This window comes from Chitinophaga eiseniae (genome assembly GCF_012641265.1).
GTDB classification, from domain to species: domain Bacteria; phylum Bacteroidota; class Bacteroidia; order Chitinophagales; family Chitinophagaceae; genus Chitinophaga; species Chitinophaga eiseniae_A.
On record NZ_JABAHZ010000003.1, the window covers coordinates 383,120 to 402,216 of the forward strand.

18 protein-coding genes and 1 pseudogene are annotated in these 19,097 nt (G+C 47.9%); 12 read left to right on the forward strand and 7 right to left on the reverse strand.

Going from position 1 to position 19,097, the window contains the following annotated elements; all coding sequences use genetic code 11:
* Positions 1-178: 178 nt before the first annotated feature.
* The 9 genes and pseudogenes from nagB to HGH91_RS15420 all read left to right on the forward strand — a co-directional run.
* A pseudogene (nagB, locus tag HGH91_RS15380) lies at positions 179-2,110 on the forward strand (glucosamine-6-phosphate deaminase); the annotation flags it as partial.
* Between the two features lie 72 nt (positions 2,111-2,182).
* A complete protein-coding gene (locus HGH91_RS15385) occupies positions 2,183-2,614 on the forward strand; it encodes a phosphohydrolase (RefSeq protein ID WP_168739568.1) in 432 nt (143 codons plus the stop codon).
* Positions 2,615-2,677: 63 nt separating this feature from the next.
* Complete coding sequence (locus HGH91_RS15390; protein ID WP_168739569.1) at positions 2,678-3,253, forward strand: hypothetical protein; 576 nt, start codon at positions 2,678-2,680, stop codon at positions 3,251-3,253.
* Between the two features lie 100 nt (positions 3,254-3,353).
* On the forward strand, positions 3,354-3,731 hold the full coding sequence (locus HGH91_RS15395; RefSeq protein WP_168739571.1) for a hypothetical protein: 378 nt from the start codon (positions 3,354-3,356) through the stop codon (positions 3,729-3,731).
* 74 nt (positions 3,732-3,805) lie between these two features.
* On the forward strand, positions 3,806-4,648 hold the full coding sequence (locus tag HGH91_RS15400; protein WP_168739573.1) for a hypothetical protein: 843 nt from the start codon (positions 3,806-3,808) through the stop codon (positions 4,646-4,648).
* Positions 4,649-4,742: 94 nt separating this feature from the next.
* Positions 4,743-5,699 carry a YeiH family protein gene (locus HGH91_RS15405; protein ID WP_168739575.1) on the forward strand — a complete coding sequence of 319 codons (957 nt, stop codon included), beginning with the start codon at positions 4,743-4,745 and terminating at the stop codon, positions 5,697-5,699.
* A gap of 165 nt (positions 5,700-5,864) precedes the next feature.
* Positions 5,865-6,710, forward strand: a complete 846-nt coding sequence (locus HGH91_RS15410) for a class I SAM-dependent methyltransferase (RefSeq protein ID WP_168739576.1) — start codon at positions 5,865-5,867, stop codon at positions 6,708-6,710.
* 38 nt (positions 6,711-6,748) lie between these two features.
* On the forward strand, positions 6,749-7,444 hold the full coding sequence (locus tag HGH91_RS15415; RefSeq protein WP_168739578.1) for a type 1 glutamine amidotransferase: 696 nt from the start codon (positions 6,749-6,751) through the stop codon (positions 7,442-7,444).
* 14 nt (positions 7,445-7,458) lie between these two features.
* Positions 7,459-8,427 carry a YpdA family putative bacillithiol disulfide reductase gene (locus HGH91_RS15420; RefSeq protein WP_168739580.1) on the forward strand — a complete coding sequence of 323 codons (969 nt, stop codon included), beginning with the start codon at positions 7,459-7,461 and terminating at the stop codon, positions 8,425-8,427.
* A gap of 135 nt (positions 8,428-8,562) precedes the next feature.
* On the opposite strand, the gene murB is transcribed toward HGH91_RS15420, so the two are convergent.
* On the reverse strand, positions 8,563-9,579 hold the full coding sequence (murB, locus tag HGH91_RS15425; RefSeq protein ID WP_168739582.1) for a UDP-N-acetylmuramate dehydrogenase: 1,017 nt from the start codon (positions 9,577-9,579) through the stop codon (positions 8,563-8,565).
* A gap of 74 nt (positions 9,580-9,653) precedes the next feature.
* Between murB and HGH91_RS15430 the strand changes: the two genes are divergently transcribed.
* Positions 9,654-10,316: an oxidoreductase gene (locus HGH91_RS15430; protein WP_168739584.1), complete on the forward strand. Its 663-nt coding sequence runs from the start codon at positions 9,654-9,656 to the stop codon at positions 10,314-10,316.
* Positions 10,317-10,348: 32 nt separating this feature from the next.
* Entirely contained in the window at positions 10,349-12,322 is a 1,974-nt protein-coding gene (locus HGH91_RS15435) for a DUF3857 domain-containing protein (RefSeq protein ID WP_168739586.1), read from the forward strand.
* A gap of 4 nt (positions 12,323-12,326) precedes the next feature.
* Here the strand turns inward: HGH91_RS15435 and priA are convergent, their stop codons facing one another.
* The 3 genes from priA to HGH91_RS15450 are packed head-to-tail and all read right to left on the reverse strand — an operon-like array spanning position 12,327 to position 16,027.
* Positions 12,327-14,768 (reverse strand): primosomal protein N', encoded by a 2,442-nt coding sequence (gene priA / locus HGH91_RS15440; protein WP_168739588.1) that lies wholly within the window; start codon positions 14,766-14,768, stop codon positions 12,327-12,329.
* Complete coding sequence (locus tag HGH91_RS15445) at positions 14,765-15,529, reverse strand: lysophospholipid acyltransferase family protein (protein WP_168739590.1); 765 nt, start codon at positions 15,527-15,529, stop codon at positions 14,765-14,767. Before HGH91_RS15445 ends, priA begins: the two co-directional genes overlap by 4 nt.
* Positions 15,530-15,583: 54 nt before the next feature.
* A complete protein-coding gene (locus HGH91_RS15450) occupies positions 15,584-16,027 on the reverse strand; it encodes a DUF4258 domain-containing protein (RefSeq protein ID WP_168739591.1) in 444 nt (147 codons plus the stop codon).
* A gap of 69 nt (positions 16,028-16,096) precedes the next feature.
* Here HGH91_RS15450 and mtaB point away from each other — a divergent pair, with 69 nt between their 5' ends.
* Positions 16,097-17,386, forward strand: a complete 1,290-nt coding sequence (gene mtaB / locus HGH91_RS15455; protein WP_247651754.1) for a tRNA (N(6)-L-threonylcarbamoyladenosine(37)-C(2))-methylthiotransferase MtaB — start codon at positions 16,097-16,099, stop codon at positions 17,384-17,386.
* A gap of 10 nt (positions 17,387-17,396) precedes the next feature.
* On the opposite strand, the gene HGH91_RS15460 is transcribed toward mtaB, so the two are convergent.
* The 3 genes from HGH91_RS15460 to HGH91_RS15470 are packed head-to-tail and all read right to left on the reverse strand — an operon-like array spanning position 17,397 to position 19,019.
* Positions 17,397-18,011 carry a DinB family protein gene (locus tag HGH91_RS15460; protein ID WP_168739593.1) on the reverse strand — a complete coding sequence of 205 codons (615 nt, stop codon included), beginning with the start codon at positions 18,009-18,011 and terminating at the stop codon, positions 17,397-17,399.
* Between the two features lie 59 nt (positions 18,012-18,070).
* A complete protein-coding gene (aat, locus tag HGH91_RS15465) occupies positions 18,071-18,667 on the reverse strand; it encodes a leucyl/phenylalanyl-tRNA--protein transferase (protein ID WP_317166832.1) in 597 nt (198 codons plus the stop codon).
* A gap of 43 nt (positions 18,668-18,710) precedes the next feature.
* Positions 18,711-19,019, reverse strand: coding sequence for an ATP-dependent Clp protease adaptor ClpS (locus HGH91_RS15470; RefSeq protein ID WP_168739597.1), 309 nt, complete (start codon positions 19,017-19,019; stop codon positions 18,711-18,713).
* Positions 19,020-19,097 lie beyond the last annotated feature (78 nt).

Genomic DNA, 19,097 nt, shown 5'->3' on the forward strand with positions numbered 1-19,097 from the left:
AAAATATGTGATACGGCTTTCAGCCGCTGTATGCTAAACATACTAACGAGATAAAATATTAAACGGTTTCATACAAGCTAAAGAAATAAAAATTAAATATTGCTAAATAATAATGTGCATTAGCAGTAAATTCTTTAATTTTCCGGCTCGTTTTTAAACCGCATCTAATCAAAAACGTTTACAAATGACGATTAATCATCAGGAAATCGAACTGATCGACAGCTTTGAACAAATTGCTGTGGAAATACATCCTTCTGCCAAAGAGGGTTCCAAAGCAGTGGCGCAGGAAATTGCCGCGTTAATCCGCGAAAAGCAGGCTGCCGGTCAAAAATGTATCTTAGGACTTGCCACAGGCTCTACTCCTAAATACATGTACGCAGAACTCGTACGTATGCACAAGGAAGAAGGATTGAGCTTCAAGAATGTGATTACTTTTAACCTGGATGAATATTATCCCATAGAGCCGGATGCCTTACAGAGCTACAACCGCTTTATGAAAGAACACCTCTTCAATCATGTAGATATCCCGGAAGGCCAGTACTTCATTCCGGATGGTACGATCCCGAAAGATCAGATCAAAAAATACTGCGAAGAATACGACAACCGCATTGAATCTTTAGGTGGTATCGACATCCAGGTGCTGGGTATCGGTAACAATGGTCATATAGGTTTCAACGAACCAGGCGCCAATATCAATTCACACACCCGCCTGGTAACACTGGACAACAGTACCCGTTTGGCGAACGCTTACGAGTTCCCCAACATGAGCCAGGTGCCTCGTCTGGCCATTACAATGGGTCTCAGCAGCATCTTCAAAGCCAAACGCATCTTGCTGATGGCCTGGGGCTCGCACAAAGCCAAAATTGTACGCCGCTCTGTAGAAGGTCACAGTACCGACCAGGTGCCTGCGTCCCTGCTTCAACAGCATCCTAACTGCAAATTCACGATCGATGAGCAGGCTGCAGCAGACCTCACCCGCTTCAATGAACCCTGGCTCACCGGCGATTGCGAATGGACCCCTGGTCTGACCCGCAAAGCAGTAACCAGCCTGGCACTAAAGCTGAACAAACCTATCCTGATGCTCACCGATAAGGACTATAACGAAAATGGTTTGAACGACCTGATCGTACAATATGGTTCTGCTTATGAGCTCAATATCAAAGAATTCAACGCTATCCGCGATACCATTACCGGTTGGCCCGGCGGCAAACCTGGTCCCCAGTTGCCTCACCACCCGGAACGTTCAGAGCCGGCTAAAAAACGCGTCCTGATCTTCTCTCCACACCCGGACGACGATATCATCTCTATGGGTGGTACTTTTATCCGTTTGCATGAGCAAGGCCATGATGTACACGTAGCTTACCAGACTTCCGGTAATATCGCCGTAACAGATGAGTTCCTGCTGCGCTTTATTGACTTTGCCGTAGGTTTCGAAGGCATGTTCGACATTGATAAGAGCAAGAGCTCTATGATCCTGGATGAAGCCAAAGCGTTTATCCGTACCAAGAAACCAAGCCAGAAAGATACCCCGGAAATCCGCGCTATCAAAGGATTGATTCGTCGCTGCGAAGCCAAAGCTACCTGCCGTTACGTAGGTATTCCGGAAGAAAATGCACATTTCCAGAACCTGCCTTTCTATGAAACCGGCCTGGTGGAAAAGAAACCAATGGGACCTGAAGACGTAGCATTGACTGTGGAGCTGCTCCGCAAACTGAAACCACAACAGATCTATTGTGCGGGCGACCTGGCCGATCCACATGGCACCCACAAAGTATGCCTGGATATTATCTTCGCCGCACTGGAAATCGTGAAAACCGAAGACTGGGCGAAAGATTGCTGGGTATGGCTGTATAAAGGTGCATGGCAGGAATGGGATATCCATGAAATTGAAATGGCTGTTCCAATGAGCCCTGACCAGGTACTCCAGAAACGCCTCGGTATCTTCATTCACCAGAGTCAGAAAGACGTAGTGCCTTTCCAGGGTACCGACCTTCGCGAATTCTGGCAGCGTGCAGAAGACCGTAACGCCAACACTGCTGCCCTTTACGACCGCTTAGGTTTGCAGCAATACGCTGCTATGGAAGCCTTTGTACGTCATCATTTTATGTAAATAAATTTTAATTTAGGGATTTTTCCCTGTCCGCTTGAAATCCGGGCAGGGGAAAATCCCTAAATTTATACCATGAACCTGAGCAGAGCGATCGCAATCGCCACCGAAGCACATAAAGACCAGTTAGACAAATACGGACAACCCTACCTCGGACACGTATTCCGGGTAATGCAAATGGGGCGTACCGAAGACGAAAAAATAGTAGGCGTCCTGCACGACCTGGTAGAAGATACCGATTGGACCTTTGAAGCATTGGAAAAAGAAGGCCTGGCGCCACATTTACTGGCTGCTCTGTATTGTGTTACCAAATCCGATGACGACGAAGATTACAACCATTTTATAGACCGCACCCTGCAGAATCGCCTTGCCTGCGTAGTTAAACTAAACGATCTTACCGATAATATGGATATCCGTCGCATGCCAAACGTAAAAGAAACGGATGTTGCCCGGCTGAACAAATACCTGCACGCTTACCGGAGAATTGCCGCCGCTGTTATCCAGTAGAATTTTTTTATAATACCTTCCGATTAAACTATTAAATTACAGTAGAAAACAGAATAACCATCAATGGAAAACGACATCCTCATTGACTTCAGGTTCGCCAAAGAGAAGCCCAGGTTCGGTGAATTATTCTTAATTACCGGAGAAGAACATCCTAAGTTCCCGCCAAGGAATAAAAACTTCGCTACCCTGGCGCCGCTGGGTTTTGAGCAACTCGATGACTTTTTCGGTATCCTCAACGGTGAAGACACCGGAGATGATGTACTGGTATGGCTCTTCCCTATGCTCAACGGAGAAGAGGTGTTTCACAACAGTGGCCCGTTTGACGCCATCAGGCTATCTTACAGCGCCCTCCGGAATGCACCATCCAACATTACCCTGCTCCAGGAATGTTTCAACGCCATTAAAGGCATGCCCGATGTGGAAGTACAGTTCGAAGATAATACCATCCGCGACTTTACACCCATACAACAGAAAGCCGATGAAATTGTAGCCTACTGGCGCGAAAATGATATAGAACCCGGCTCCGAACAAAGTCTCCTGGTAGAAGAAGAGGAAGATGAAGACTGGGAGGACGATAACTGGGATGAAAACGACGACTGGGAAGAAGAGGAAGATGCCGGAAATAAAAAAGGAAAATAATGACAACATATAAGCAGGCCCTCAACGCCTGCTTTTTTTATTCATATATTTCGTAATTTGAGTCCACACTGTACCTGACCTATAACGCCAACAACCATTCATGAAAAAACAAGCCAACAAAAGAGGTCTCGCTGCTTTATTGCTCGTAGCCACGTTAATACTTGTATTGCTTATTTCCGGCATTCCCTCTATCAGCAAGGCCAATAAAAAAAATTGCCTTCCCACCAGCGGCGTGGTACAGGAAATTAAAAATGGCTCCCCTGGCATTGTTATTCATTTGAAGAATGATCCGAAAATTTATTACATCTCCAAAAAAGCTACCGGCCACCTGAGTTCCGACCAACTCGACCAGCAACTACGTGGTAAAACCATTCAGCTGTTTACGGCACAGGACTGGTCTCCCCTCGACCCTTTTTCCAGCATGAAACAAATTCATCGCCTTCAAACAGCCGATACAGTTATCTTTTCTGAATTCTAGGCCTAATCTTTGTGCGGATGCAGCCCAGATGGAGGCCAGAGTCCCTCCCATCTCATAAAACAGTAACTGGACATATGCATCTCAACAAAATTTCATCCTGCCTTGGATTGGCGGTATTGCTGGCTTCCTGCAACCTGACAGATAAGCACAGCAAATACGATAATGAAGAAAATGCGCACATCAGCACTAAAATACCTGCTCCTGCTAAAAAGAATATAGCCAAAACAACTACCAGCGCCCCTATACTGGGTGAAAGAATCAGCGGCAGTGCGGTAATACGCAATAGCCCCGGGGGAGATCCCATCGTTTCACTGGAAGATTATATCCCGCTGCGATGCGCCCCGTTGAAAAAAGACTGGTACCCTGTAAGCGTAGATTTTGATATCACTCCACAGGAATACAGCAAGCCTTTGTTCCGTAAAGGCCGTAAAATAAAGGTCAATGGCGTAGCCGCCGGCGTATTGGAACGCGATATCAAATTACCCGTGGCTACCAATGGCGAAAAAATGTGGGCTACCGTTAACGGCTATACGGAAAAGAAAAATATCCGGGGCGGCAGCATCATCGAAACGGCGCTCGCCAGTTATCTGAAACAGCATACTGGTCGCAGCATCGCCGATATGCAATCCTTCATCCGCAACTTTGGTCTCGAAGAAGAAAAGACCCTTACACCCTATATACTTTACTTCAATTACGAAAGTGGTATCGATGATCCCAGCCCACTATACCGGCTGGCGCTCGTATTCCAGGGTCAGCAACTGATTGGCGTGCTGCACTCCCGGCCACTGCAGGTAGACGGCAGTAGCGCCCGCCGCCTACAACGGGGTTTTACCGTCAACTATCTCAGCGGGATAGACAACAGCCTGAAAGAAGATTTTGCGCAGAAATTCAACAAGTTCATTCTCGCTGTTGATTAAGGTCATAACTAACGGTTATCACCCATTACAGATCATCATTTGACTCCGGCCGCCACTATACGGAACTTTGTACCTCATTACAATCGTTTCGTGTATGCAACATCATCAAGTAAGTGAGCACTGGTTAACGGCTTTTACACCCAAAATAATCTTTGTTACAGCAGCCGCCATCACGCTGTTGCCGGTGGTTCCGCCCCCCGTAGCATTGCTGATGGGCTTTGCCCTCGCACAAACCACCGGTAATCCTTTTGCCGCGGTCACTCCCCGGATTACCCACTGGCTGTTACAGCTGTCTATTATCGGGATGGGGTTTGGCATGAATGTACACAGCGCACTGAAAGCCGGCCAGGAAGGTTTCCTGTTTACCGTGGCAGCCATTGCCGCCACCTTACTGACTGGCGCCTTGTTAGGTAAATTGCTGGGCGTAGATAAACACACCACCCACCTGGTTTCCTGTGGTACCGCTATCTGCGGCGGTAGTGCTATCGTCGCTATTGCACCTGTGATGAAGGCAGGAGAAAAACAAATTTCCGTGGCCCTGGGTATTATATTCCTGCTAAATGCCCTGGCTCTTTTTATATTTCCGGCGATAGGTCATGCGCTGCATCTTACCCAGCAACAATTTGGGCTATGGAGTGCCATCGCTATCCATGATACCAGCTCTGTGATAGGTGCGGCCAACAAATATGGGGAGGAAGCCCTGCAAATAGCAACTACTGTAAAACTATCCCGCGCCCTCTGGATCATCCCGGTAGCCTTTATTACCACGCTGCTGTTTAAAACAGATACAGGTAAAATAAAAATCCCCTGGTTCATCGGCATTTTCATTATCGCGATGCTGCTCAACACCTGGGTTCCCCTGGTGCAATCCCTGGCATCCCTGATGGTCAAAGGAGCTAAAACAGGGCTCTCCCTGACGCTGTTTCTCATAGGCACCAACCTTACCCGGGAAGCACTCCGCGGGATAGGCAGGAAGCCTTTACTGCTCGGTATATTGCTGTGGGTATTGATCAGCACCGGCACCCTGATCGCTATCCGCTGCCTGGTATAGCATACCGAGGAAAATCCCGTGATAACCCTATTCTCATTTTACATATATTTGTTTCCGACAGCTCGAAAGCCAAATCAAAACAACCAACAGGATGTAATTCTCAGTAACCTTAATGACTACACGTTATTCATGAGCCGGTCACCCGCCAACAAATCTGGCATTTATATGGCCACCTTCAGAGCCATTGAAAGCTCCGGGCCAGAAAAAGAAAGACTTTTTCACGATCCGTTTGCTACTGCCTTTCTTTCCAAATCCTGGCAAATCATTATTGCCTGTTGCAGCATTCAGTTGATCCGGAGTATGGTAGCCGCCAGTATACAGATACGCTGGCCAGGAACCTTTACTGCGGCGGCTGCCCGGACAAAACTGATTGATGAGATGATCTGTCACGCCATCAAAAACGAGGGTATTAACCAGGTCATTATCCTCAACGCCACTTACGACACCAGGCCTCACCGGTTAAGTCCCGGCCTGCCGGTACATTATGTGGAACTGGACCATCCGGATATACAACGCCGCAAACGCAGTATCATCAATTCACTAGGAGGATTACCTGCCGTACATGTCGATTATATTCCGCTGGACATGAATACCGAAAGCATCTCCGATGTTATTCCCCAGCTCTTTCACCGCGAACATTACAAAAGCCTGTTTCTCTGGGAAGGTGTTACTTCCAGCCAGGAAGCGCGGCAGGCGGAAATGATCTTTCACTATATCAAACAATTACGTTCCGGAACACAGATCATCTTTACCTATGCAGACCGCGCTGTGCTGGAAAATCCGAAGGCATTTTATGGTTTCCCGCGGATAGACCGGTTGCTGAAACGGGCCGGCGAAAACTGGGATTTCGGCATGTGCCCCAACGAGCTGCGCACCTACCTGGATAGTTACAACATGGTACTCCACTATGAAGGCGGCGCCGCAGATTACCGTGCGCAATACTTCGGCGAAAAGAGTAAGGGCATGAAAGGATATGAATATTTCCGGCTGGCGAGAGCAGAAGTAAAATAGCGGGTGTATCTTCGTATACCAATTTTACCATGCCGCATATGCATATTCACTACTTTCAACATGTGCCGTTTGAAGGCCCGGGCTGCATTACCAATTGGGCAGCCAGCCACCAGCATCAGCTCACCCATACCCGCTGGTATGAAAGCACAGATGCGACCGCCCTCGCATCCGCCGACTGGCTGGTTGTACTGGGAGGCCCTATGGCAGTGTACGAACAGGACCAGCTCCCCTGGATGACCACAGAAATAGCGCTGATCCGCGATGCCATACAACAAAATAAAAAGGTACTGGGCGTTTGCCTGGGTGCACAGCTCATCGCTGCCGCCATGGGCGCCAATGTGTATCCACATACGCTAAAGGAAATTGGCTGGTTCCCGCTGGATCTCAGTTTCCAGGCGCAGGCCGCACCACTGGAAAACGTACTTCCACATCATTTCAATACCTTCCATTTCCATGGCGATACCTTCGATGTGCCCACCGGAGCTACCCGCTTTGCCGCATCGGCCGCCTGTAGCCACCAGGCCTTCATTTACGGCGACCGGGTCATCGGTCTGCAATTTCACATGGAATTTACCCCCGAAATCATCGATAGCCTGTTGCACCATTGTGCCAGCGATATCAGCGCCGGTGGCGCCTTTGTTCAAAGTGAAGAAAAAATACGCCAGCACATGAACCTGCTGGAAGCCAATAATGAAACCATGTATCGCCTGCTGGATTATATAGCGGCGTTATAACAAAATATGATTGTATGAATGCTGCGTTTGATGTTTTGATTGTAGGCGGAGGCCCTATCGGCCTGGCTTGCGCACTGGAAGCCAAGAAAGCAGGTCTTTCTTATGTGATTATAGAAAAAGGCTGTGTGGTCAATTCTCTCTATAACTACCCGTTGTACATGACCTTCTTTTCTACTTCCGAAAGACTGGAAATCGGGAATGTGCCATTTGTATCCATCAACCCCAAGCCTACCCGGCCGGAAGCGCTGGAATACTATCGCCGGGTAGCCACTTCACATGAACTGAATATAAAACTGTTTGAAGAAGTACAACAGATCACACCTAACGCCAACGAATATACGGTAATTACCAGTCACCGTACCTGGCACGCCCGGCACATCATCATCGCTACCGGCTTTTATGATATTCCCAACCTGCTTAATGTACCAGGTGAGCAGCTGCCAAAAGTAACCCATTACTATAAAGATCCGCACTTTTACGCTACCCAGGATGTATTGGTGATCGGTGCTCACAACTCCGCCGTAGATGCTGCCTTGGAAACGTATCGCAAAGGCGCGCGCGTAACCATGGTAATCCGCGAAGATGCCATTGGATCGAGAGTGAAATACTGGGTAAAACCGGATATAGAAAACCGTATCAAGGAGGGATCTATCAAGGCCTGCTTTAAATCGTCGGTACTGGCCATCCGTGAAAAAGAAGTAGATATTGCCACACCTGATGGCAATATCACCATCGCCAACGACTTTGTTATTGCCATGACCGGATACCAACCGAATTTTGCTTTCCTGGAAAATGCCGGGATCACCTTATCAGATGATGCGATAAAAATGCCGGTATATAATCCGCTCACCATGGAAACCAATATGCCCCGCATGTATCTTGCCGGAGTGGTATGTGGCGGTATGAACACACATGTGTGGTTCATAGAAAACTCAAGGGAACATGCAGGAAAAATCATTGCCCATATAAAAGGGAGAGCATAAAGCAGAAAGCTTAAAGCAAAAAGCTATTGTGGAGAATGACTAACGCTATTTTTAAAATATTCGCTAAACCCACTCTCCACAATAGCTTTTTGCTTTAAGCTTTCTGCTTTATGCTCCTCAAAACAGCCCTTCCATTTAAGCAATATTCACTTCCCTTTCCAGCTCCACGCCAAACTTCGCCTGTACACTGTCTACCACTTTCTGCGACAACCGGTAAATTTCTTTACCGGTAGCGCCCCCGTAATTTACCAGTACCAGCGCTTGTTTGGCATGTACGCCTGCGTCGCCTTTGCGGTAACCTTTCCAGCCACATTGTTCTATTAGCCAGCCTGCAGCCAGCTTGAAAGCATGATTGGCTACCGGGTAAGCCACCAGTTGCGGAAAAGCAGCATGTAAAGCCTCATATTGTTCTTTAGGGATAGTGGGGTTCTTAAAGAAGCTGCCGGCATTGCCTATTTCTGCCGGGTTGGGCAGTTTAGAAGAACGAATGTTGATCACCGCCTGGCTGATAGCCTGTATAGACAGTGTTTGCACATCCATGCGTTGCAGTTCTTCGTTGATAGCGCCGTAGCTGGTGTTGAAATGCGGCTTTTTACTGAGCCGGTAGGTAACCGACAGGATGGCAAACTGGTTACGGTATTGTCTTTTAAAAACACTTTCCCGGTAACCAAACTGGCAATCAGCATTGTTGAAAGTAACAATGCGGTTATCATCCAGGTGCAGGGCCTCCAGCTCATGAAAAACGTCTTTTATTTCTACTCCATAAGCGCCGATATTTTGCATAGGACTGGCGCCTACATTACCTGGGATCAGCGACAGGTTTTCCACGCCTCCCAGCTGCAGGGCGATACAATGCTGTACGAAGCCATGCCAGTTTTCACCAGCGCCCGCTTTCACATATACGTAGTCGTTATCTTCCTTCACTACCGTGATGCCTTTTAATTCATTCTTCAGCATCCAGCCGTTAAAGTCGCCGGTAAACAGGATATTGCTGCCGCCCCCCAGTATCATCCGGGGTAAATTGCTCCGCTGTTGTTGCGCTGTTAAATCCATCAGGTCTTCCACAGATGCAAAAGTTGCAAAATACCGCGCATGGGCGCCGATACCGAATGTATTATAGGATTTGAGCAGAACATTTTCTGATACCTGCATAATAACTTAAATTTATGGTCAGCAAAGATAGCCGCAAATCATTTAGAAATTTCCAAATCCATTAATCCATTTTCATGAACAAGACTGCGATTGTCATAGGAGCTACCGGACTTACAGGCACCCACCTGGTGGCGGCCCTGTTGCAAGACCCTGCCTTTGACAAAGTAAAAGTATTGATCCGCAGGCCCTGGGCACATTCCAGGCCCAGGCTGGAAAACGTGATCGTGGATTTTGAAGATGACGAAAATCTCGCTGCCGCTTTACAGGGCGATGTGTTGTTTTGTTGTATCGGCACCACCATCAAAAAAGCGGGATCGCAGGAGCGATTTAAGGGAGTAGATTACGGCATCCCGGTAAAATGCGCCAGGATAGCGCATGAGCAGGGCGTGTCGCAAATACTGGTGATGTCGTCTATCGGCGCCAATGCTCATTCCCGCAATTTTTATCTCCGTACCAAAGGAGAAATGGAAGAAGCCATACAACGAGCCGGCTTCCACAGCATTGCCATTTTTCGCCCCTCCGTGCTGATAGGCTCCCGAAAAGAATTCCGCCTGGGCGAATGGCTGGGAAAATACCTTATCCAGCTATTTTATTTCCTGTTACAAGGGAGATGGAAAAAATACCGGCCCATTAAAGCAGCCACGGTGGCCAACGCCATGATAGCAGCTGCTAAAGAAATGGAAACCGGCATCAGCGTCTATGAATCCGATGCCATTCAGCAGATGGGCGCTTCATGAAATCCGGGATTTGAGTCTTATCTTTATCCCGTATGAAAAAATGGGTCCTTTTACTGGCTGTGGCAGGCATTGCAATACTGCCAACATATATACAGGCACAGGTAAACAGCTACTTCCCTGAAATATGGAAGGAAAAACCTCAGCTGCACACAGTGCCCGCTACCAATGAACCTTATGCTGTAATTGACTATAGGATCGTCAGGGATTTCAATGTCAGCGCGGGCGACAGGGCCGCAGGATGTACACAGTACAAAACCATCTACAAAATTGTAAAAATCAATACCCAGGCAGGCGCCGACAGTCTCACCCAGCTCATCATGGATTTTGAGGCCAATGAAACCCTGAGAGGGTTGCATCTGCGAGCCCTGCATCCCAATGGAGCAATAGCCGATCTGGCCGACCAGGTACGTATGATACACCTCAGCGATGATCGCAGTGCCGTGGTAGTAACTCAGCTGGCCCTGCAACCAGGTAGCGAAATTGAATATGAACTAAACCTGAAAGTGGGCTTTAGCTACGCCGGCTCAGATTTTCTGCAATCCTCCCTCCCCTGCAACCACATCAGCTTTACGCTGGTAGCACCGAAGGGAATGTCTTTCAAACTCAAAACCACCCAGGGATTACCTCCCATCAGCGACAGTACCGGCGCCGACAGCAAACATTATTATTGGCTGAACGTACCGCATATGCCGGCGCTCAAAAACAATGACCTGTATTACATGCTGCCCCAGCTGCAACGTGTGGACTTTGCCCTGCACCAGGCTATCTATGGTAAAGATACCAGCCGTATGACCTGGCAACAGTTTGGTGAAGATAACTATATCCCTTTCGTAGCCGTTTCCAAAGCAGAATATAAACAGCTGGAGAAAGAAATACAGAAATGGCCTTTTACCCAGCAACGGATGCCCGCCACACAAATGATTTACCTGGTTGAGCAATACGTAAAATCAAATATAAAACTGGTACCACCGGAAGAAACCGGCGAAACAGTAGACCTGATCAGCATTTTACGTAACCGGCGCGCAGAAAAAGCCGGCTTCACCCGGCTGTTAAATGCAGTGTACTATGTGCTGAATATTCCTACTCAAATACTGTTTACATCCTCCAGGGACAGTTTACTGATCGATAGCCAGCTGGTGGTACGGCAACTACCGTCAAATGTACTCCTGTACTTCCCTACGGTACAACAGGCGCTTGCCCCCACAGAAATGAATACGCGCTTTCCCTGCTATCCGGCCATCTGGGCCAATATTCCCGCGATACGCTGCCGCGATACCCTCGTAGGGCAGGAAAGCAAGGTGCTGACAGATATCATTACTACGCCACAACCACCTTATACCCTTAGCAATATTACCACAGATGCTACCCTCACCTCTTTTGCCGATGCAGAATGGACGGTAAAACAATCTTTTGGCGGCTACCCCGCTGAGAATATTAAAACGGCCTTTACCATTAATGGAGGCTCCACAGAAGGGAAATTCAAAATTTACAATGCCATTTTACCTTTTCAGCCAGGGGTAAGGAAACCAACGGCGGTGACCACAGAAAACGAAATATTCAACGGTTGCATGCTGGATAAACCTGTACTGGTAAACAGTACCCTGCGTACGCCATCTCTCATAGAAAATAAAAACAATGAAATACACCTCTTCCTGGGGCAACTCCTGGGTGGCACGGTGCCTGTCGACTTAACTATGCCGGAAGGCAATCTTCCTGTACAGATCACTTTTCCATACTACCAGGAAAAGCGCGTGCATATTACGCTACCTGCCGGTTATAAAGTAGCCAACAAAGCCGCCTTCCAGGCCGATATCAGCGACACTGGCACTCAACCTGCGCTGGGGCTTAAAATGCGCTGCGAGCAGGATGGCAATCAACTCAACATCTTTGTACTGGAATGGTACCGCCAAACCGATTTTACCGGCAACAACAAACAACTGTTTTCGCAGCTGGTACACAAAGTACACGCACTGCAACAACAACACCTGGTATTGATAAAGGAGTAGTAGTTTAAACGCCGTCTACATCAGGAGTGATCACTACCGAACGGAATTTTTTCTCTGTTCTGAGCTGTATGATAAACTCCTGGAGTACCCGTTTAATATGCGCGATAAGCCGGGCTTCGCGGGGTAACTTAATCAGCATTTCCTGTAAGTAATTGTTGCGCACCTTCGCTACCAATGGAGCCGCCGGGCCTACCAATTGAGCGCCTATATGGGGTTGCAGCCAGCTGGCCAGTATCATGGCCGCCTGTTCTGCTACCTGCTGATTTTTATGCCGGATGGTTAATTTCAATAAACGGAAAAACGGGGGATAACCAAATACCTGCCGCTCAGCAATTTCCGATTCATACATCGCCTTATAATCATGCGTAGTTACATAATGTAATATAGGGTGCCGCGTATTGCTGGCTTGAATCAACACCTTACCCATGCCGTGTTTGCGGCCTGCACGACCACTCACCTGTTCCATCAGCTGGAAGGCGCGCTCATTTACCCTGAAATCGGGAAAACCCAGCAAATTATCGGCGCTGAGGATGCCTACCAGGTTTACATTTTCAAAATCCAGGCCCTTCACTACCATCTGTGTGCCCACCAATATATCGATACTACGTTCTTCCAGCAGTTGAATCAACTTGTTGTGGCTGTCTTTATTACGTACCGCATCCACGTCCATGCGCGCAATACGGGCTTCGGGGAAAATTACCTGCAGGTCGTCTTCTATCTTCTCTGTACCAAAACTCTTAGGCTCCAGCGTTTGAGAACCACAGGCAGTACAGGTGTGTACATAAGGATAACGGGTGCCACAATAATGGCAGTGCAGCTTATCCTGGTTACGGTGATAGGTGAGCGATACATCGCATTGCTTGCAGTGAGGAATCCAGCCGCAGGTGGTACAGAGCAGGAAAGGCGCATATCCCCGGCGGTTTTGAAACAGGATCACCTGTTTACCATCCGCAATACTTTGGGTGATGGCATTTCTCAATGCCTCGGTGAAATGGCCGTCCATCGTTTTCTCCGCCATTTCCTTCTTGATATCTACGATTTCAATGGCTGGCATCTCTACGCCGCCAAAGCGCTCGTTGAGCTCTACCAGTCCGTATTTCCCCTGCTGGGCATTGAAATACGATTCCAGTGAAGGGGTAGCCGATCCCAGTAGCACTTTGGCTTTAAAGAGACTGGCATAATAAATAGCCGCATCCCGGGCATGATAACGAGGCGCCGGGTCTTGTTGTTTATAGGAGGAATCATGCTCTTCATCGAGAATGATCAGCCCCAGGTCTTTAAAAGGTAATAAAAGGCTGGAACGTGCGCCCAGTATAATTTGTATCTCTCCCGACTTTACCTTGTTCCATATTTCCACCCGCTCATTGTTATTAAAACGGGAATGGTAGATACCGATGCTGCTGCCAAAATGCTTCTGCAAACGACGGATGATCTGTGCCGTAAGTCCTATTTCAGGCAACAGGTACAATACCTGTTTTCCGTTGGCCAGGCATTCTTCCATCATCTTCACATACACCTGTGTTTTTCCGCTGGAAGTAACGCCATGCAGCAGGGTTACCTGTTTATCGGTAAAGTGGCGGCGTACGGCTTCCAGCGCAGTTTCCTGGGCGGGGCTCAGTACAAAATCGATCTGGGCATCTACTTTACCGGTGGCAATACGATCCACCGTACGTTTTTCTACCCAGAGAATATTTTTATCGATCAGTCCTTTTAGTTGTGCAGTGGTAGCGCCAGATTTTTTCAGCAGTTCGGTTTGCTTTACGCTACCGGCTGTTTTCAGTAAATGCAGGTAGGCCAGCAGCAGCTCCATTTGTTTGGGAGCACGGCCCATTTCATCGAAGAGTGCCGCCAGCCGGGATTCTTCCTGGTATTCGGCGTGCAGTTGTACGTAGTTTTCTTTCTTCTCTTTATATACTTCCTTCAGTTCTTCATAAACTAGCAGTACTTTTTTCTCCAGTAATTTTTTAATCACTGAATACACTTCCGATTTATCAAGGATCAGCTGTACTTCTTCTACGCGCAGTTCTTTGCGGATCAACAGGGCTTCTGCGATGAGGTACTCGTCGTCGTCGAGTGCGGTGAAATCATCACCATATTCGTCGTTGAAGAGCAGCAGTGTTTCGCTCGACAGTTTGAGATGGGCGGGCAGGGCGGCATTGAGCACCTCCCCTTCCGTACACATGTAATAGGCGGCAATCCAGGTCCAGAAATCTAACTGTACAGGGTATACGACAGGAGCAGCATCCAGCATATCCAGCAGTGGCTTGGTTTTATATGGAGGTGCCTGTTCATGTATTGCTTTCACAATACCTGCATATTTTTTCTGTTTCCCTAACTGTACTGCTACCCGGCTTCCTGGTTGCAGGGATGCTTCCATATTTTCCGGGACCGCATAAGTATAGTTTCTGGGCAACGCCAATGGCAATATTACATCTGCGTACTTCATCCTATGGGCTGCAGGGTTGGATATTGACGGTGTTTACGTAATTCGGTGTCCATGATGTCGTGTACCTTTTGTTTCAGGGTATTGATGTCATCCATGGTGAGACCAGCCACGGGCACGGGCGGTAAAAATACCACGCGGCATTTGCCCGGGTTGATGCGCATAAAATTATGCGGCAGGCGGTCGCCCGCATCCAGGTATAATACAGGTTTGATAGGCATTTGTAATTCTATCGCCATACGGAATGCGCCGTTGTGAAACGGGCGTAATGGCTGTTCGCTTTCATTGGTGGTGCCTTCGGGGAATACCAGAATAGAAATACCAGCCCGGAGTGCAGTCATCATTTCGCGTACGCTTCTGGCCCTGGCGGCAGCGTTGGAGCGGTCGACCGCTACTACGGAATTTCTATAGATAAATCCAAAGAAAGGCACTTTCGACAGCTCCACCTTACCCAGCGGGCGAAAAGGCAGGCGCATTACTTTTACGGCGATGGCGGCATCCAGGTAAGAACGGTGGTTGACCACATAGATACAAGGATCATTGTCGCGTTCACATTCATACTTACGGGTTACCCACATTCCCACCAGCGGGAACCAGGCATGCGCCCAAAAGCGCAGGAAATAAAATATAATATTTCCCCCTTTCTGCCGTCCCAGCAAGGATGCCAGGAATATAGGGGGCAATATCAAAAACATAATGCCCAGGAAAACGGCAGCGGCGTATATCACATAAATAACACGCAACGGCTTCAAAACAAAATTCATAGACGCCTCTGTAAAGTTTTTTAAATATGCTGGAAAACTACGACAAAATCCGCGTTAATCGCAATGGCACGTCCAGTCTTTATCCAGGTCGATGCAGGTGATCACCTTTGCATTTTCTTCATCGCAGGGAGCAAAGACAATCCGCAGGTGCTGTCCTTCGCTGGAATAGCCTTCCAGGGCATAGGTAGGGCAAGGTTTATCGGCTGGGTTCGATTTCTCCGGGTTAATTTTTCCTTCGGCCAGGATTTCTTCCACCTCAGCCTTTGTTACATGACGGCAACCCATACGACAAATGGCATGGCTGGTATACTCCAGGTGAGCATGCCGGTTAAGCACTTCGTTGGTGATGGGCGGGTTAGCAGTGGCATTGCGTACCACTACAGGCCTGGCTCCGGGGCCGGGCGGCGTAGACGTACTCTTCCACCAGCGTTGCTGCCAGCCTGCCAGCAATAAAACGGATAAGAGTATAACCGGAAGATATTTTTGTATGGATTTCATATAACAACAGAACGCCGCGCAAATTACTCAAAATTCCTTACCTAACTATGACATAAAAAGTTCCTACCTTTGCCTCCCTTTATGGAACAGGTAAAAACAGTAGCATTTCATACACTCGGCTGTAAGCTGAATTTTTCAGAAACCTCCACCTTGAGCAGGTTGCTGGAACAGGATGGGTTTGTAAAAACGGATTTTGAAGATACCGCAGATGTATATGTGATCAATACCTGTTCGGTAACCGATAATGCCGATAAAGAATGCCGTATGCTGGTACGCCGCATACAACGCCGCGCTCCGGGCAGCATGGTAGTCATCACCGGCTGTTATGCCCAGCTGAAACCACAGGAAATCGCTTCTATTGAAGGAGTGGACCTGGTATTGGGCGCTGCAGAAAAATTCAATATTGCCGAGCACCTCAAAACATTGACCAAGGGCGACAGCACCAAAATCTGCTCTTGTGATATCGAGGAGGTGAATAGTTTCCATGCCTCTTACTCTCTCAACGACCGCACCCGCACTTTCCTGAAAGTACAGGATGGTTGCGACTATACCTGCGCTTTCTGTACCATCCCGATGGCCAGGGGTAAAAGCCGCAGCGACAGTGTGGCCAACGTGGTAGCACACGCCCACACCCTTGCTGCTACCGGCGTAAAAGAAATCGTACTCACCGGCGTAAACCTGGGCGATTTCGGAAAAGGCTTTGAAGGTGGTAAAAAAAGAGAAGAATCATTTTTTGAACTGGCGCAGGAACTGGATAAGGTAGAAGGTATTTCCCGCTACCGCATTTCCTCCATAGAACCGAACCTGCTCACTAACGAGATCATCGAATTTGTAGCCAACAGCCGCAAGTTCATGCCGCATTTTCATATTCCCCTGCAAAGTGGCAGTAACGAAATCCTGGGATTGATGCGCCGCCGTTATCGCCGGGAGCTCTATGCAGAAAAAGTAGCGCTGATCAAACAATTTATGCCACATTGCGCCATCGGTGTCGACGTAATCGTAGGCTTCCCCGCTGAAAGTGATGTCCACTTCCAGGAAACATACGACTTCCTCCACGCACTGGATGTTACCTACCTGCACGTATTTACCTACTCAGAACGGGCCAATACCCATGCATTGGATATCAAACCGGTAGTGCCGGTACATATCCGCAACGAACGCAACAAAATACTCCGTAACCTCAGTCATAAAAAACAACAGTTTTTCAACGAACAGCACCTGCACCAAACCAGGAAAGTATTGTTTGAATCGTTGGGTAAAGATGGCATGATGGAGGGCTACACCGATAACTACATCAAAGTAACCACTCCTTTCCGCCAGGAGTGGCATAATCAACTGATCGACTGGGAACTGAGATAATCAGTACCGCTTACTTGGGAAACCCGGCGTCTGCTTTCACTTCCTCCAGCTGCTGGGTATGCCTGTTTGTATGTGCCGCATCCAGCAGCAGTAACTGGTAGGCATCAATTGTGCCCAGGAAAGGATGATCCATCACATGATTACGCAGATCATCATTGGTATTAGTCACATACTCAATCAGCTTATTTCTTTGTTCTGTAAAGTTTTTGATCGCTTCCGCATCAGAAGAATAACCATGTTTAGGTATAGCAAAATCCGGAGCTTTCGCTTTGTGGCTGCGATCCTCTACCGATTTAATGAGTTGTTCATCAGTGATCTTGATCTCCTTTCTTTTATCAGGGTTCAATGGCTGCTGTACCAGTTGTTGTTCTCCTTCCATAATAGACTTTTCGACCAGGGTAATATGTTCTACACAGTCTATTATAGACCAGCGATCCGGAGCTGTTTTATATTCCAGTTGTGCATCGCTGAGTCCTTCTACATCTTTCAGGAGGTTGTCCCTGGTTTGCTGCAACTGGGAAATCAGCAGCGTTTTATCATCGCGTACCACCTTTTTTACAGGCGGCCTGAATGCGGCAATACCTGCACCTACAACAATAAACAGCAATAACCATAACTTTTTCATGTGAGTAAGTTTAAGTGCCAGAAAATTGGAGTTAATAAGTAAGATTGTGAAGAAGTAAGTTACGAAAAACCGATGATCTCCAGAAATTCTTCCCGGCTAATAAAAGCCGCGCCCAGCGAAGCCAGATGGGTAGTATGTACCTGGCAGTCGATCATTTTCAGCTCACTCGCATAAGTTTGTACAAAGGTAATGAAGGCCGCCTTGGAAGCATTGCTCACATCCGCAAACATCGATTCCCCGAAGAAGAAAGGGCCCGTTCTAACGCCATAGAGGCCGCCAACCAGCTGGTTGTCCTGCCAGCATTCCACCGACATCGCATAACCGGCCTTATGTAAACGGATATAGGCTTCCTGCATTTCCGGTGTAATCCAGGTACCGCTTTGCCCGGGCCTTGGAATGGTGCTGCAGCGTTGAATCACTGCTGCAAAATCTTCGTTATAGGAAATACGGAATTGTTGGCGCCGCAGTACCTGTTTCATACTGGCCGACACCTTCAGTTCATCCGGAAATAATACAAAGCGGGGATCGGGGCTCCACCAGAGGATAGGTGGTTCATCATACCAGGGGAAAATACCCGACCGGTAGGCCAGTAACAGCCGTTCTACGGAGAGATCGCCTCCTACCGCCAGTAAGCCATCCGGCTCGGCAAGCTGCACAGGAGGAAAGATTAATTTTTTATTAAGACGAAAAATGGACATATCAGGTGCCGGCCATTTCTTCAATAGTAGCACTTAGGCCTCTTTCCTGGAGGGCTTCACACAAAGGACGCAGCTTAGTATATTCTCCCTGTTTTACGGCGTATTTGCCGTTAAAATGAATAATCAGGGCACATTGCTCTGCCTGTTCATGTGTATGCCCACAAACTTCCATGAGGGAAGCAATCACCCAATCAAATGTATTTACCTCATCATTCCATACCACCAGACTAAACGGAAACTGTTCATCTTCCGCTATCAGTACGTCTACTTCTTCCTCCGGTAGTACTTTTGTACTTGTACGATCGCTCATCTTTGAAAAAAGCTTTACGCAAAATTACATGGATTATTCGTTAATTTATCCATATTTAGGACCGATACCCTGATTTTA

Bases quoted from the DNA above. Each gene is read 5' to 3' on its own strand.
- HGH91_RS15385 (WP_168739568.1), top strand. From the start codon at position 2,183: ATGAACCTGAGCAGAGCGATCGCAATCGCCACCGAAGCACATAAAGAC.
- HGH91_RS15390 (WP_168739569.1), top strand. From the start codon at position 2,678: ATGGAAAACGACATCCTCATTGACTTCAGGTTCGCCAAAGAGAAGCCC.
- HGH91_RS15395 (WP_168739571.1), top strand. From the start codon at position 3,354: ATGAAAAAACAAGCCAACAAAAGAGGTCTCGCTGCTTTATTGCTCGTA.
- HGH91_RS15400 (WP_168739573.1), top strand. From the start codon at position 3,806: ATGCATCTCAACAAAATTTCATCCTGCCTTGGATTGGCGGTATTGCTG.
- HGH91_RS15405 (WP_168739575.1), top strand. From the start codon at position 4,743: ATGCAACATCATCAAGTAAGTGAGCACTGGTTAACGGCTTTTACACCC.
- HGH91_RS15410 (WP_168739576.1), top strand. From the start codon at position 5,865: ATGGCCACCTTCAGAGCCATTGAAAGCTCCGGGCCAGAAAAAGAAAGA.
- HGH91_RS15415 (WP_168739578.1), top strand. From the start codon at position 6,749: ATGCATATTCACTACTTTCAACATGTGCCGTTTGAAGGCCCGGGCTGC.
- HGH91_RS15420 (WP_168739580.1), top strand. From the start codon at position 7,459: ATGAATGCTGCGTTTGATGTTTTGATTGTAGGCGGAGGCCCTATCGGC.
- murB (WP_168739582.1), bottom strand. From the start codon at position 9,579: ATGCAGGTATCAGAAAATGTTCTGCTCAAATCCTATAATACATTCGGT.
- HGH91_RS15430 (WP_168739584.1), top strand. From the start codon at position 9,654: ATGAACAAGACTGCGATTGTCATAGGAGCTACCGGACTTACAGGCACC.
- HGH91_RS15435 (WP_168739586.1), top strand. From the start codon at position 10,349: ATGAAAAAATGGGTCCTTTTACTGGCTGTGGCAGGCATTGCAATACTG.
- priA (WP_168739588.1), bottom strand. From the start codon at position 14,768: ATGAAGTACGCAGATGTAATATTGCCATTGGCGTTGCCCAGAAACTAT.
- HGH91_RS15445 (WP_168739590.1), bottom strand. From the start codon at position 15,529: ATGAATTTTGTTTTGAAGCCGTTGCGTGTTATTTATGTGATATACGCC.
- HGH91_RS15450 (WP_168739591.1), bottom strand. From the start codon at position 16,027: ATGAAATCCATACAAAAATATCTTCCGGTTATACTCTTATCCGTTTTA.
- HGH91_RS15460 (WP_168739593.1), bottom strand. From the start codon at position 18,011: ATGAAAAAGTTATGGTTATTGCTGTTTATTGTTGTAGGTGCAGGTATT.
- HGH91_RS15470 (WP_168739597.1), bottom strand. From the start codon at position 19,019: ATGAGCGATCGTACAAGTACAAAAGTACTACCGGAGGAAGAAGTAGAC.